Source organism: Janthinobacterium psychrotolerans (genome assembly GCF_001677885.1).
Taxonomy (GTDB): Bacteria; Pseudomonadota; Gammaproteobacteria; order Burkholderiales; family Burkholderiaceae_D; genus Janthinobacterium; species Janthinobacterium psychrotolerans.
This window is the reverse complement of the sequence record NZ_LOCQ01000046.1, coordinates 28673-43410: the sequence shown is the minus strand read 5'-3', so window position 1 is coordinate 43410 and position 14738 is coordinate 28673. Positions and strand designations below refer to the sequence as shown.

Here is a 14738-nt window from a genome sequence, read left to right as displayed (position 1 = left end):
TTGAAAACTATTCTCCTCGTCCGATGTTCAGCGCAGCGATGGCTGGGCTTGCTGCACGGCCGCCTTGATGGCGCCGGCGCCCATGGCGGCGCCAAATTTCTTCAGCACCCGCTCCGGCAAGCCTTCATGCTGCGTGTAGTCGACGATGTCTTCGGCCTTGACGATATCGCGCGCCACGCTGTCGACGGTGCCGAAGTCGTCGGCCAGGCCCATCTGCACGGCGCGCGCACCGGTCCAGAACAGGCCGGAAAACATCTCCGGCGTTTCCTTCAGGCGCTTGCCGCGTCCGGCGCGCACCACGTCGATGAATTGCTGGTGGATTTCATTGAGCATGCCCTGGGCATGCGCCTTGTGCTTTTCGCTCAGCGGGCTGAACGGATCCATGAAGCCCTTGTTTTCGCCGGCCGTCAGCAGGCGGCGTTCGACACCGACTTTTTCCATTGTGCCGGTAAAGCCGAAGCCATCCATCAGCACGCCGATCGAGCCGACCACGCTGGCCTTGTTGACATAGATGCGGTCGGCGGCGGCGGCAATGTAATAGCCGCCCGAGGCGCACATTTCATCGACCACTACATATAAAGGCTTGTCGGGATAGCCTTTGCGCAGGCGCAGCATTTCATCGACGATCATGCCCGCTTGCACCGGGCTGCCGCCGGGGCTGTTGATGTGCAGCACCACCGCCACCGAACCGCTGTCGGAAAACGCCTTGTCCAGCGCCGGGATCACGACGGCGGCCGAACCGCTGCCTTCGGACTCGATGGTGCCGCTGATATCGATCAGCGCCGTATGCCGGCCCAGGGTTTCCGTATCGCCCATATTGTTGTAGTCATAAAAGACCCACAGCGCGAACAGCACGATCAGCAGGCTGAAGATCTTGAAGAAGATGCTCCAGCGGCGATGTGCGCGCTGCTCTTGCACAGTGGCAAACACGAGCTTTTCCAGCACCGTGCGTTCCCATTGACTGTTGCCGGCGCCGGCGGGCAGTGCGGCCGGTTTGTCGTTGATGTTATCGCTCATGATTCACTTTATCAAATAGCCGCGCATTCACGCCTCATGCGCTACGCGGCAACACATACTCATCAGGCTGCCAATACAATTGGCCATCATGCTCGGCAACCGCAATCGGCCGCAGGCGCCCGCCCTTGCACGGGCCACCGGCGCACAGGCCGCTGTCCGGCACATAGATGGCGCCATGCGTCGAACACATCAGGTACAAGCCGCTCGACTCGAAAAATTCGCCTTCGGCCCAGTCCAGTTCGATCGGCACATGGGCGCAGCGGTTCAGGTAGCCATACGGTTTGCCATCGTAGCGCACGACAAAGCCGGTGGTGGCCTCGCCGCCGGCCAGCACGGGAAAGCGCACGCCCTTGCCGCCTTCGGCGACGGCCTCGGCGGCGCAGATCAGGATGTCTTGCACATCAGCCATTACGCGTGCTCACTGAGCCATTGGTGCAGCTGCGCCACGTTCGCCGCCGAATAGATCGGCGTGCATTCCTGCAGTTGCGACACCGGATGGGCGCCATATTCGACGGCGATGCCGGCCGCGCCCGCATTATTGGCCATCAGCAAATCATGGCTGGTGTCGCCGATCATCACCGTGCGGCGCATGTCCTGGCCCAGTTCGCGCGTCAGTTCCTGCAGCATGGCTGGATGCGGCTTGGAAAAAGTTTCATCGGCGCAGCGCGTGGCGTCGAACAGCGACAGCAGCTTGACGGCATTCAGGGCCCGGTTCAGGCCGACACGGCTCTTGCCGGTGGCGACGGCCAGGAAATAGCCGTTCTGCGACAGGTCGAGCAGCATCTCCTGCACCCCGTCGAACAGCACCAGTTCGTGGTCACGCGACAGATAATGATAACGGTAGCGCTCGACCATGCGCGCATGGTATTTGGCGTCGACGTCGGGCATCACCACCCGCATGGCTTCCTGCAGGCCCAGCCCGATCACATGCGAGGCCAGCAGGTCGGTCGGCACCGGCAGGCCCAGGTCCTTGGCCGCCGCCTGGATGCAGCGGACGATGGTCGAGGTGCTGTCCATCAACGTACCGTCCCAATCGAAAACGATCAGATCAAATTGCTTTCTTGCCATGTTTCCCGACGATCCAGCCGCCGGCTCCTTGAGTGGTAAAAGTTGACCGCTGACAACCTTGTGGGTCGTCCGGCGGTACCGAACGTGCCGGCCATGCAGACGTCGCTTAACGCGTGGCAACAGCGAGTGGTTTGCCCAAGCTTACCAAGAAACGCTCGCACTCGGCGGCCAACGGTGCGTTCAGGGTCATCGTCTTGCCCGTTTCGGGATGGACGAAGGTGATCTGGTGCGCGTGCAGGAACATGCGCTTGAGCGCACCGCGCGTGGCATCGGCTTTCAACAGCGCACGGTTGAGGGCGAAATCGCCGTACTTGTCGTCGCCAGCGATGGGGAAGCCAGACGAAGACAGATGAACGCGGATCTGATGGGTACGGCCGGTTTTCAGCTCCGCTTCCAGCAAGGCGAAGTTGTTATATTTATGCAACAACGAAAACACCGTGTGCGAGGCCAGGCCATCGGCCTGCACCGCCACCCGGCGCTCGCCCTCGGCCGTCGTATATTTGTGCAGCGGCAGTTTGATATGCTGGCGCGCATTCTTCCAGTCGCCGGCCACCAGCACCAGGTAGCGCTTGTCGGTGACGCCGTCGCGCATCTGCTCGTGCAGGTTGGTCAGGGCGGAGCGCTTTTTTGCCAGCAGCAGCAGGCCGGAGGTATCGCGGTCCAGGCGGTGCACCAGTTCGAGGAACTTGGCGTCCGGGCGCGAAGCGCGCAACTGCTCGATCACGCCGAACGACACACCCGAGCCGCCATGCACGGCCACGCCGGCCGGCTTGTCGATCACCAGCAGCTGCGCGTCTTCGAAGATGATCTTGAACTCGGCGGCCGGCGCGCCGGTCGGCGCTTTTTCGGCCACGCGCACCGGTGGAATGCGCACCACGTCGCCTTCGGCCAGCCGGTACAGCTGGTCGATACGGCCTTTGTTGACCCGCACTTCGCCCGATCGCAAAATACGGTAGATGTGGCTTTTAGGCACTCCCTTGCATACTCTTAACAAGTAGTTATCAATACGCTGGCCGGCTTCTTCTTCGGCGATGGTGACGAATTGCGCTTGCGGCTGAACCGGGGGTGTTGAAGGGGGAACAACATCATTTTGACTCTTCATTTACTATGTCTTCCCAGAAATCTCTCTAAGTCCTTCATTTTGAATATATAATTGTTTTTGCTGCGGCCCTGGCTGCTGCTGGTGTAAGAATAAAAGCACATTTTACACAGGGGCGTCTCCACCGGCCTCGCCAAATTGCAAATTCGGTGGAAAAAAATGTATACGCACCACCCTCGCGCCCGTCAAGGTTGCACCGTAGTTGTAATCGGATAAACGCGGGGATGCTGAAGAGAGTGATCTGGATTAAAAGGATAAGTACCCGTTAGCGCGACTTATCGAGTCGGGCTCGCGGGTTGATGAAGTTGATAACGCTTGCCGTTTTCGCCAAACCCCGTATGAAGCCACACTATTGAGGGTTGTCGATGAATAGGCTGAGGCCAAGCCTCGCCATCGCGATTCCAGTAGGTGAGCCGGCTTACGCTTTGGCTCTGAATTTGCTGACCGCCTGCATTCTCTGCTCCCGCGATTTCGGGCTGCATCAGATGAGTGCAAGTGTCATGTCACTCGGCATGTCGATCGACCTCATGCGCCCTGTTGCGGCCGCAACGTCTATACGTTGTTGCTCCGCACGCCAAGGCATTCCCCCGCCAACACTCCCGTTCTCGCGTATATCCCTGTACTTTCGCCGCTTCCCAGGAAGCGGCTTTGAGATGGCCTACGGGTCGCGGAGTTATAAAAATGAAACGCATGTTGTTTAATGCCACGCAGCAAGAAGAACTGCGCGTAGCGATTGTCGACGGACAAAAACTGATCGACATCGATATCGAGACAGCCGGGCGCGAACAGCGCAAATCGAATATCTACAAAGGCGTGATCACGCGCATCGAGCCTTCGCTCGAAGCGTGCTTCGTCAGCTACGGCGAAGATCGCCACGGCTTCCTGCCGTTCAAGGAAGTTGCCCGCACTTACTTCCGCGAAGGCGTCGACGTGCGTAACGCGTCCGTCAAGGAAGCGCTGCGCGAAGGCCAGGAAATCATGGTCCAGGTCGAAAAAGAAGAGCGCGGCAACAAGGGCGCCGCCCTGACCTCGTTCGTCTCGCTGGCCGGCCGCTACCTGGTGCTGATGCCGAACAACCCGCGTGGTGGTGGCGTATCGCGTCGCGTCGAAGGCGAAGAGCGCCAGGAATTGCGCGAAACCATGGATAAACTGGACCTGCCGGCTGGCATGTCCGTAATTGCCCGCACCGCCGGCATCGGCCGCAACGTCGAAGAACTGCAGTGGGACTTGAATTACCTGATGCAACTGTGGCGCGCCATCGAAGGCGCCGGCAAGTCGGCCAATGGCGCTTTCCTGATCTACCAGGAAAGCTCCCTGGTGATCCGCGCGATTCGCGACTACTTCCAGCCCGATATCGGCGAGATCCTGATCGATACCGACGAGATCTACGACCAGGCGCACCAGTTCATGAGCCACGTGATGCCCGACATGGTGCACCGTGTAAAACGCTACAGCGACGACGTGCCGCTGTTTTCGCGTTTCCAGATCGAACACCAGATCGAAACGGCCTACAGCCGCACCGTGCCGCTGCCATCGGGCGGCGCCATCGTGATCGACCACACCGAAGCGCTGGTCTCGGTCGACGTCAACTCGGCGCGCGCCACGCGCGGCTCGGACATCGAAACGACCGCCTTCAACACCAACTGTGAAGCGGCCGAAGAAGTGGCCCGCCAGCTGCGCCTGCGCGACCTGGGCGGCCTGATCGTGATCGACTTCATCGACATGGAAGTGGCGAAGAACCAGCGCGAAGTGGAACAGCGCCTCAAGGATGCGCTGCACCATGACCGTGCCCGCGTGCAAATGGGCAAGATCTCGCGCTTCGGCCTGATGGAACTGTCGCGCCAGCGCCTGCGCCCTTCGCTGTCCGAAGGCTCGCACGTGACCTGCCCGCGCTGCTCCGGCACCGGCCACATCCGCGATACCGAATCGTCCGCCCTGCAGGTGCTGCGCATCATCCAGGAAGAGGCGATGAAGGAAAACTCGGCCACCATCCACGTGCAGGTACCGGTCGACGTCGGCGCTTTCCTGCTGAACGAAAAACGCGGCGAAGTGCTGAAGATCGAGAACCGCCACCGCATCGCCGTGATCCTGATCCCGAACAAGCATCTGGAAACGCCGCACTACAAACTGGAACGCATCAAGCACGACGATCCGCGTCTGGAAGACAGCCAGGCCAGCTACAACCTGGCCGAAAGCGCCGAAACCGACATGGCCTACAGCAAGCGCCAGAAGGAAGAAGCCAAACCGCGCCAGGAAGCCGTCGTCAAGACCATCACTCCTGACCAGCCAGCGCCGATGGTCGAGCGCAAAGCGGTCGAAGTCAAGCCGGCGCCAGTCATTGCGCCACCGGCGCCGCAAGGTTTCTGGGCCAAGGTCGTCAGCTTTTTCAATGGTCCGCAAGCACCGGTGGCAACTTCCCCGGCACCTGTTGCACCGGTGAAACCGGCCAGCAGCACGCCGGACCGTGGCGACCGCAACAACCGTGGACCGCGTGGCCGTGGCCGCAACGGCAAGCCGGGCCGCGAGGAACGCGAACCGGGCCAGCCGCGTCCAGTCGCCGATGATGCCGCCAAAGAAGCCGAAGCACTGGAAAAAGCCGTGCGTCCGCCACGCCAGCCACGTCCGCCGCGCGAACCGCGTGAAGCGGGCGAGCTGACCGCAGCGGCGCCACGCGAACGTGCGGAACGCGGCGAGCGTCCTGAGCGCGCCGAACGCCCCGAGCGTGCGGACCGTGCCGAGCGTCCACCACGCCAGCCGCGTGAAGCGCGCGCCGACAAGCCGGTCGCTACCGAAATGAAAACCGAGTTCAAGGCCGAGGAACTGGCCGCCGTGGGCGTGATCGCCACGCCGGTCAGCGTAATCGTGCCGGCCCCCGCCAACGGCCCTGCCGTCGACGCAGCAGCGCCAACCAGCCTGGTCAAGGCGCCAGCGAATCTTGGCCCTGAAAGCGAAGAAAGCGATGTCGAGGGCGAAGGCGAAGAACCACGCCGCCGCCGCCGCCGTGGTGGCCGCAATCGCAACCGCCGCGACCGCGAAACGGGCGAGCTGATCGAATCGGCAAACGGCGAGCACGATGGCCAGGAAGCCCAGGCCGTCAGCTTTACCGTGGCCCCGGCCGATGACGCAGCGCCTGCGCTGGCCATCGTTACCACCGCCACGCTGGTCGAAGTGAGCGCCACACCGGTGCCGCAGGCCGACGCCGTGGTGGTGGACGTGGTTGAAGTGGCCAAGGTGGTGGAAGTGACGGAAGTGGTGGCAGTTGCGCAAGCCGCTACTGAAGCTGCCGAGGAAGCGCCAGCACCGGCACCGGCTGAAGTGATCGTGCCGGAAACGCCGGCGGAAACCGTCGTTGCTGCAGCGCAAGCTGTGCCAGCGGAAGCGGAACCGGTGCCGGCCGCCGAGTACAGCTTTGCTGAAAAAGCCGTGGCAGCACCAGCGCCAGCGCCGGTGGAAGCGCCAGCGGCCGTGGAAGTTGCTGCCGAGCCTGCTCCCGCAGTGGAAGCGGCACCAGTGGCCGAGCCGGTTGCGCAAGCACCGGCGCCTGTGGTGGAACCGGTGGCCGAGGTGGCGCAAGTCGCAGCTCCTGCTCCAGTGCCGGCACCGGCCCCAGTGGAAGTGGCACCGGCCGCCGTGGCAGCACCGCTGGACCTGTCGGCCGTGCTCGGCTCGGCCGGCCTGACCCTGGCCGCCACCGATCCGGAAAAACTGCGCCTGGCGCAGGAAGCGGCCGCCAAGGCCGTCGCTCCGGTGCGCAAGCCGCGCGAACGCAAGCCATTGCCGCCGCAGTCGGATGAGCCGTTGATCCAGGTCAACACGCAGCGTCCATAAGCGCGCCGGGGTCCACCCAGCCGCAGACGATGAAAGGGGAAGCTCAGGCTTCCCCTTTTTTTATCTCCTCACTTTTGCCAGCCATGCACGCACACCCCGACCACACACCCCCTGCCCCTGTCAGCCTGCGCAGCGCCTTCTGGTACTGGCTCAAGCTCGGCTGCATCAGCTTTGGCGGCCCGGCCGGGCAGATCGCGATGATGCATGCGGAACTGGTGGAAAAACGGCGCTGGATTTCCGAGCGGCGTTTCCTGCATGCGCTGAACTACTGCATGCTGCTGCCAGGCCCGGAAGCGACCCAGCTGGCCATCTATATCGGCTGGCTGCTGCACCGCACGCGCGGCGGCCTCATCGCCGGCCTGCTGTTCCTGCTGCCGTCCCTGCTGCTGATGATGGTCCTGTCGTGGATCTACATGGCCTACGGCCATGTCGGCGCGATTGCCGGCGTGCTGTACGGCGTCAAGCCGGCCGTGGTGGCGCTGGTGCTGGCGGCCGCCTGGCGCCTGGGCCGGCGCACCCTGCGCACGCCCGGCCTGCAGCTGGTCGGCGCCGTCTCGTCACTGGCGCTGGCCGTCTTGCAGCTGCCGTTTCCGCTGATCGTGCTGGGCGCCGCCGTACTGGGCGCGGCCGGCGGTTATCTGCTGCCGGCACAATTTCACGCCAGCAGCACCAGTCACGGCGGCAAGCCCAGCCATGGCCAGGCCCTGATCGACGACGATACCCCGACGCCGGAGCATGCGCGCTTTGCCTGGCCGCGCCTGTTGCTGACGTCACTGCTGGGGGTGGCCCTGGTGGTGCTGGGCTGGCTGCTGCTGGCCTGGCTGGGCGGACGCGAGCGGCCGCTGGCGCAGATGGCGGTGTTTTTCAGCAAGGCCGCCCTGCTGACCTTTGGCGGCGCCTATGCCGTGCTGCCCTACCTGCACCAGGGCGCGGTCGAGCATTACCACTGGCTAGTCAGCGCGCAGATGATGGATGGCCTGGCGCTGGGCGAAACCACGCCTGGCCCCTTGATCATGATCGTCGCCTTTATCGGCTTTGTCGGCGCCTGGGGCCAGGCCGTGTTCGGCGAGCAGCTGTTGCTGGCGGGCGTGTGCGGCGCGCTGGTGGCAGCCTGGTTCACCTTCCTGCCCTCATTCATCTTCATCCTGGCTGGCGCACCGCTGGTCGAAGCGACGCGCGGCAACCTGCACCTTGATGCGCCGCTGAACGCCGTCTCGGCCGCCGTGGTCGGCGTGATCGCCAGCCTGGCGCTGTTCTTCGGCCAGCATGTATTCCGGCTGGAGCAAGCCGTGGCGCACTGGGACTGGTTGGCGATGGCGATCACCGTGGCGGCCAGCGTGGCCTTGATCAAATATCAAACCGGCACCATCAAATTGCTGCTCGCCTGTGCCATCTTCGGCCTCGTGCTATCGTATCTGCCTTGAACGACTTTAGGCTGTGGCAATCCATTCATGCTTGACAAGATTATCTACCTGGCCGAAGCGCGCAATGGTGCGCCGGCCGTACCGCGGCAGCTCGAACAGCCGACCGGCAGCGTGGCCGACCGCCTGGGCCGGCCGCTGCACGACCTGCGCATCTCGATTACCGACCGCTGCAATTTCCGCTGCGTGTATTGCATGCCGAAAGACGTGTTCGACAAAAACCATGTCTACCTGCCGCACACGGCCTTGCTGTCGTTCGAGGAAATCACGCGCATCGCGCGTCTGTTCGTGGCGCATGGTGTGGAAAAGATCCGCCTGACGGGCGGCGAGCCGCTGCTGCGCAAGCATATCGAACGCCTGGTCGCGATGCTGGCCGAACTGCGCACGCCCTCGGGCCAGCCACTGGACCTGACCCTCACCACCAACGGTTCATTGCTGGCGAAAAAGGCGCAATCGCTGAAAGACGCCGGCCTGAACCGGGTTACCGTTTCGCTCGATTCGCTCGACGACGCCACCTTCAAGCGCATGAACGACGTCGATTTTTCCGTCGCCGAGGTGCTGCATGGCATCGATGTGGCGCATCAGGTTGGCCTGGGGCCGATCAAGGTCAATATGGTGGTCAAGGCCGGCATGAACGACCAGGAAATCGTGCCGATGGCGCGCCACTTCAAGGATACGCCCTATATATTGCGCTTTATCGAATACATGGATGTGGGCGCCTCGAACGGCTGGGATCTGAAAGAGGTGATTCCCTCGGCCGAGGTGGCGCGCCGCATCGGCGAACAGCTGCCCCTGGCGCCGGTCGACCCGAACTACACCGGCGAGACGGCCTCGCGCTGGCGCTACCTCGATGGCGGCGGCGAGATCGGCCTCATTTCCAGCGTCACCCAGGCGTTCTGCTCGGACTGCAGCCGCGCGCGCCTGTCGACCGAAGGCAAGCTGTACACTTGCCTGTTTGCCAGCGGCGGCCACGACCTGCGCGCCCTGCTGCGCGACGGCCGCAGCGACGCCGAAATTTCCAGCGCCGTGGCGCAGCTGTGGCGCGGCCGCGGCGACCGTTATTCGGCATTGCGCACCAGCCAGACCAGCTTGCCAGGCCAGGGGCTTGAGCCAGGCAAAAAGAAAGTGGAAATGTCGTATATCGGCGGCTGATTTGCGCCGGCCGGCCATGGCCGCTGCTACCATGGCGTCTGGAATCACCACTGCAAGCATCGACATGATAGCCAAACACCATATTACCGGCCTGATACTGGCCGGCGGCCTGGCCACGCGCATGGGCCAACAGGACAAGGGCATGCTGGCGCTGCACGGCCAGCCGCTGGCGCAGCATGTGCTGCAGCGCCTGGCGCCGCAGGTCGGCGCGCTGGCCTTCAATGTCAACGACCACCATGCGCACTATGCCGGCTACGGCCTGCCCGTCTGGCCCGACGACCTGGCCGGTCACTGCGGCCCGCTGGCCGGTTTGCAAAGCGGCCTGCGCCGCGCCGGCACACCGTATCTGTTGACGGCGCCGTGCGATTCGCCCTTGTTGCCGCCGGACCTGGCTGCCCGCCTGGCGGCCGGCCTGCTGGCGCACGATGCCGACCTGGCGATAGCCGTCACCGACGAGCCTGACAGCGCTGGCGGCGCGCCGCAGCGCCGCCGCCATCCCGTATTCTGCCTGGTGAAGACCTCGGCCCTGCCCCGGCTCGACGCCTACCTGGCCAGCGGCGAGCGCCGCGTCGGCGCCTGGCATGGCGGCCTGAAACTGGCTGAAGTGCTGTTCGAGGACGCGGCGGCGTTTCGCAATATCAATACCCCCGAGGAACTGGCCGAGCTGAACAACGACGCGATGCCGGTGGAGATGGCGCAAGCATTGCTTGCCACCAGCGCCACGCCTGTCGGCGAAGTGGAACAGCTGCCGCTGGCGCAGGCGCTGGGGCGCATTTTGTCCGCCGATATCGTCTCGCCGATCAGCGTGCCCGCCCACGACAATTCGGCCATGGACGGTTACGCCCTGCGCGGCGCCGACCTGGCCGGCGAGGCGCCCGTGACCCTGGCGGTGGCCGACACCATCCTGGCAGGGCGGCCGGGCACGGTGGCGATTGCCGCCGGCCAATGCGCGCGCATCATGACCGGCGCCGTCATGCCGGCCGGCTGCGACAGCGTGGTGCCGCAGGAGCTGGTGCTGCAAGCGAGCGGGCAGACCATTACCATTCGGCCCGATGCGATACGTGCTGGCGACAACCGCCGCTTCAAGGGCGAAGACCTGATGCAGGGCCAGCCGGCGCTGCTGCAAGGCAAGCGCCTGGGGCCGGCCGAACTGGGCCTGCTGGCCTCGCTGGGCATCGCCACGGTCGCGGTGCGGCGGCGCCTGCGCGTGGCGTTTTTCTCGACCGGCGACGAATTGCGCCAGCCGGGCCAGCCGCTGGACGCCGGCAGCATCTACGACAGCAACCGCTATACCTTGCTGGGCATGCTCGATCGCCTCGGCTGCGAGCCGCTCGACATGGGCAGCGTGCAGGACCAGCCCGCTGCGCTGGAAGCGGCCCTGCGCGTCGCCTGCAGCAAGGCCGACGTCATCATCACCTCGGGCGGCGTGTCCAGCGGCGCGGCCGACCATACGCGCGAGATTTTGGCGCGCCTGGGCAAGGTGGCCTTCTGGAAAATCAATATGCGCCCGGGCCGGCCCATGGCCTTCGGCCAGATCCATGCCGGCGGCCACTCGGCGCTGCTGCTGGGCTTGCCCGGCAATCCGGTGGCGGTGATGGCGACGTTTTATTTCCTGGCCCGCCCGACCCTGCTGCGCATGATGGGCGCCAGCGCCGAAGAATTGCCCCTGATCAGCGTGCCGGCGCAGGCGGCGATCCGCAAGAAACGCGGCCGCACCGAATACCAGCGCGGCATCGTCGAGCGCGATGCCGGCGGCCGCCAGCAGGTGCGCGTGACGGGCGCGCAAGGCTCGGGCATCCTCAGCTCGATGAGCCAGGCCAACTGCATGATCGTGTTGCATGCGCAGCAAGGCCATGTGTCCGCTGGCGAGCTGGTCGATATCGTGCTGTTCCACGGCCTGGTCTGAAAGCCGGGGCGGCGATTACTTTCCGGCAGCGTCTTCGCCGGCGTCGCCCAGCAGCAGCGCCGCCGTCTCGCCCGGCAAGGCTTCCACCGACTTGAGCTTGCGCGCCATCTGCCGGCTGCGCACCTCCGCGCTTTCGATATTCCTGGCCGCCTTTTCCAGCGTCAACCGGGTTTGCGACAGCACCTCGCCGAACTTGCCGAACTCGGTTTTCACGGCGCCCAGCACCTGCCACACTTCCGACGAGCGTTTCTCCAGCGCCAGCGTCCTGAACCCCATCTGCAAGCTGTTGAGCAAGGCGGTCAGGGTCGACGGCCCGGCGATGCTGACCCGGTGCACGCGCTGCAGGTCGTCAGCCAGGCCAGGCCGGCGCATCACTTCGGCGTACAGGCCTTCGGTGGGCAGGAACAGGATGGCAAAGTCGGTGGTGTTGGGCGGCAGCAGGTATTTGTCGGCGATGGTTTTTGCTTCGCCGCGCACGGCGCGTTCCAGTTCGCGTCCGGCCTGCAATACGCCTTCCGCATCGGCCCGTTCGGCCGACTCGACCAGCCGTTCATATTGCTCCTTGGGGAACTTCGCATCGATCGGCATCCACACGGGCGGCCCGCCATCGACCAGGCCCGGCAGTTTTAACGCGAATTCGACCCGCGCGCCGCTGCCCGGCACGGTTTCCACGTTCTTCGCATACTGATCGACGGTGAGCACTTGCTCCAGCAACATTTCCAGCTGCACCTCGCCCCAGGTGCCGCGCGTCTTGACATTGGTCAGTACCCGCTTCAGGTCGCCCACACCGAGCGCCAGCTGCTGCATTTCACCGAGGCCCTGGTGGACTTTTTCCAGCCGCTCCGACACCTGCTGGAACGAGGCGGAGAGACGCGTCTCCAGCGTGGCGTGCAGCTTTTCATCGACCGTCTTGCGCATCTCTTCCAGGCGCGCGCCATTGTCCGCCTGCAAGTCGCGGATCTTGCTTTCCAGGGTGGCGCGCACTTCCAGCATGCGCTGGGCGTTCGATTCGGTCAGCTGGGCCAGGGTCTGGTTGGTGCTGTCGGCAAAGCGCGCCAGGCTTTGCGCCTGTTCTTCGCGCCCGACCTTGCCCTGCGCCTGGATCTGCGTGCGCAGGCTGTCGAGCTGCTGCAAGGTGGCGGCCTGGAATTGCGCCAGGCTCGATGCCAGGTCCTGCCGCGTCGCCTGCGCCGACGCCTGCAATTGCAGCCGCACTTCGCGCTCGACCCGGTCGATGCGTTCCAGGCTTTGCGCCTGGTGCTGCTGCACCAGCGCCAGGGTGGTGGCGCCATCGGCACCGGCGCCAGGGCGCGGGCGCAACAGCAGCAGCACCAGCAGGGCAATGACGGCCGCGAGCGCGCCCAGCAGCACATAGAATTCGAGCGAGGTCATGGTGTCAGTCGGCTTTGTTGCGCATCCAGTCAGCGGTCTGATAGAACGACTCCATCAGCCGCACGCGCAGGGACTCTTCGATGCCGGTGTCTTCCATGGCCCAGGCCATGGCGCGCAGCCACTGGTCGCGCTCGCCGGTACCGATCGCGTACGGCAAATGGCGCGCGCGCAGGCGCGGGTGGCCAAACTGTTCGATATACAGGTCGGGCCCGCCCATCCAGCCGGTCAGGAAAAAATACAGCTTGTCGCGCGAGCCGTCGGTCGACGCCGGATGCATGCTGCGGATGCCGGCAAATTCCGGTTCCAGTTCCATCAGGTCATAAAAACGGTCGACCATCTGGCGCAGCACGGGTGCGCCGCCGATGGTCTCGTACAGGGTGGGGGCGGTGGTATCGGTCATGGCCGCCATGATAGCGCAAGCCGTGCCCTGCGTCCCGGGGCGGCTACACCAGCACCAGCTTGCGCAGGCGCCGCGTCGATGGCCAGCGCGCCAGGCCCACTTCGTCGCGGATCGCCGCACAGGCGTCGAGCAGGCGCTGCGCCTGGTCCTGGCGCAGCAGGGCATTCAAGGTCAGGCGCACCAGCGCGCGGTTCTTCGGCGTGGCCGGCGCGCAAAACACGGCGCCGTAAATGCCATGGCGTTCCAGCGCCTTGCGCAGGATCAGGGTGTCCGGCTCGGTGCCCGCCTCGAGTGCGATGATCTGTTCCGTGCCGTCGCTGACGTTATAGCCCAGCGCGGCAAGTCCCTGGCGCAGGTACAGGCTGTGCTGGCGCAGAGCGGCGCGGCGCGCGTCGGCGGCGCGGATGAAGTCGAGCGCGGCGTCGAACCACGCCAGTTCGTGTTCGAGCAGGCAGGAACTGAAAATCGCCGGACGCGAGGCCGACAGGAAATAGCCCTTGAACTGCGACGAGCAGGTGATCAGGCCGGCGCGCCCGGCAAACGCCTTGGCCAGCGAGGCGGTACGGAAATGGACGCGGTCCTGCAACCCCAGTGCGGCCACCAGGCCGGCTCCTTGCGGCCCGTGCGTGCCCAGCGAATGCGATTCGTCGACGATCAGCATGCTGCCGCTGCGTTCGGCCATCTCCACCATGTCCAGCAGCGGCGCCACGCTGCCATTGGTGCTGTACAAGGCATCGACAGCGATGATGCCCGGGCCATGCCGCTCCAGCTGGCGGCGCAGGTGGGCGCTGTCGTTATGCAGGAACGGCACCGCCAACGCCTGCGCCGACTGCACGCCCTCCCACAGCGACGCATGGGCCTGCATGTCGAGGTAGACGGGGATGCCGGGGCCGGCCAGGCTTTGCAACAGGCCGACGTTGGCGGCCCAGCCCGATTGCGCCAGCACGCATGCTGCGCTGCCGAGGAAATCGGCCAGCTTGCGCTCCAGGCGGTGCTGGCGGCTGCCCTCCTGCAGGAAGACGGACGACATCAGCATCGCGCCGCCGCCTTGCAACACGCGCGCCTGCGCCGCCAGCAGCGCCGGTTCGGCGGCGATATTCAGGTAATCGTTGCCGGCGAGCATGACCGCATCGGCCGGCATCGCCTGCCACTGGTGCAAGTGTTCGCCACCGAGCAGCTTTTCGATGCGCTCGACATAATGTTCGTCCATGCGCGCGCGGACAAAGGCCGGCATCTGCTGTTCGGCAGTGGCGGCAAAGGTGGTGGACAGGGAGGAAAGGGGTTGCGACATGATGACTCCTGAAAGGTTGCGATGGGAATAACTACCTCCAACATGCGCGAGCCATTTCATATGCGTTTGATGCATCTCAATAACAGATCAGTTAGCTTTCTTTTCAATCTGAAACGGGCTGATCATGCGATATTGATTTACCACAAGTAATCGGTCCCTTCTAC

11 protein-coding genes are annotated in these 14738 nt (G+C 64.5%); 4 read left to right on the top strand and 7 right to left on the bottom strand.

Features of this window, described 5'->3' with window-relative positions:
- Positions 1-27: 27 nt before the first annotated feature.
- From ASR47_RS05830 to ASR47_RS05815, 4 genes are all read right to left on the bottom strand, one after another.
- Positions 28-1017 (bottom strand): S49 family peptidase, encoded by a 990-nt coding sequence (locus ASR47_RS05830; RefSeq protein ID WP_065306817.1) that lies wholly within the window; start codon positions 1015-1017, stop codon positions 28-30.
- Positions 1018-1051: 34 nt separating this feature from the next.
- Entirely contained in the window at positions 1052-1426 is a 375-nt protein-coding gene (locus ASR47_RS05825; RefSeq protein WP_065306816.1) for a Rieske (2Fe-2S) protein, read from the bottom strand.
- Entirely contained in the window at positions 1426-2085 is a 660-nt protein-coding gene (locus tag ASR47_RS05820; RefSeq protein ID WP_065306815.1) for an HAD-IIIA family hydrolase, read from the bottom strand. Before ASR47_RS05820 ends, ASR47_RS05825 begins: the two co-directional genes overlap by 1 nt.
- 106 nt (positions 2086-2191) lie before the next feature.
- A complete protein-coding gene (locus ASR47_RS05815; protein ID WP_065306814.1) occupies positions 2192-3187 on the bottom strand; it encodes an RluA family pseudouridine synthase in 996 nt (331 codons plus the stop codon).
- 678 nt (positions 3188-3865) lie between these two features.
- Between ASR47_RS05815 and ASR47_RS05810 the strand changes: the two genes are divergently transcribed.
- The 4 genes from ASR47_RS05810 to moeA all read left to right on the top strand — a co-directional run bounded on the left by ASR47_RS05810 (position 3866) and on the right by moeA (position 11491).
- On the top strand, positions 3866-7012 hold the full coding sequence (locus ASR47_RS05810; RefSeq protein ID WP_065306813.1) for an Rne/Rng family ribonuclease: 3147 nt from the start codon (positions 3866-3868) through the stop codon (positions 7010-7012).
- Between the two features lie 83 nt (positions 7013-7095).
- Complete coding sequence (chrA, locus tag ASR47_RS05805) at positions 7096-8436, top strand: chromate efflux transporter (protein ID WP_065306812.1); 1341 nt, start codon at positions 7096-7098, stop codon at positions 8434-8436.
- A 27-nt stretch (positions 8437-8463) separates the two neighbouring features.
- Positions 8464-9585, top strand: coding sequence for a GTP 3',8-cyclase MoaA (gene moaA / locus ASR47_RS05800; protein WP_065306811.1), 1122 nt, complete (start codon positions 8464-8466; stop codon positions 9583-9585).
- A 64-nt stretch (positions 9586-9649) separates the two neighbouring features.
- Positions 9650-11491: a molybdopterin molybdotransferase MoeA gene (moeA, locus tag ASR47_RS05795; protein ID WP_065306810.1), complete on the top strand. Its 1842-nt coding sequence runs from the start codon at positions 9650-9652 to the stop codon at positions 11489-11491.
- A 15-nt stretch (positions 11492-11506) separates the two neighbouring features.
- Here moeA and ASR47_RS05790 read toward each other — a convergent pair whose 3' ends face one another.
- Genes ASR47_RS05790 through cqsA form a run of 3 tightly spaced genes read right to left on the bottom strand, consistent with a single transcriptional unit; the run spans position 11507 to position 14574 of the window.
- Complete coding sequence (locus ASR47_RS05790) at positions 11507-12883, bottom strand: DNA recombination protein RmuC (RefSeq protein ID WP_065306809.1); 1377 nt, start codon at positions 12881-12883, stop codon at positions 11507-11509.
- A 4-nt stretch (positions 12884-12887) separates the two neighbouring features.
- On the bottom strand, positions 12888-13283 hold the full coding sequence (locus ASR47_RS05785) for a group II truncated hemoglobin (protein ID WP_065306891.1): 396 nt from the start codon (positions 13281-13283) through the stop codon (positions 12888-12890).
- Positions 13284-13326: 43 nt separating this feature from the next.
- Positions 13327-14574 (bottom strand): alpha-hydroxyketone-type quorum-sensing autoinducer synthase, encoded by a 1248-nt coding sequence (cqsA, locus tag ASR47_RS05780; protein ID WP_065306808.1) that lies wholly within the window; start codon positions 14572-14574, stop codon positions 13327-13329.
- Positions 14575-14738: the final 164 nt, after the last annotated feature.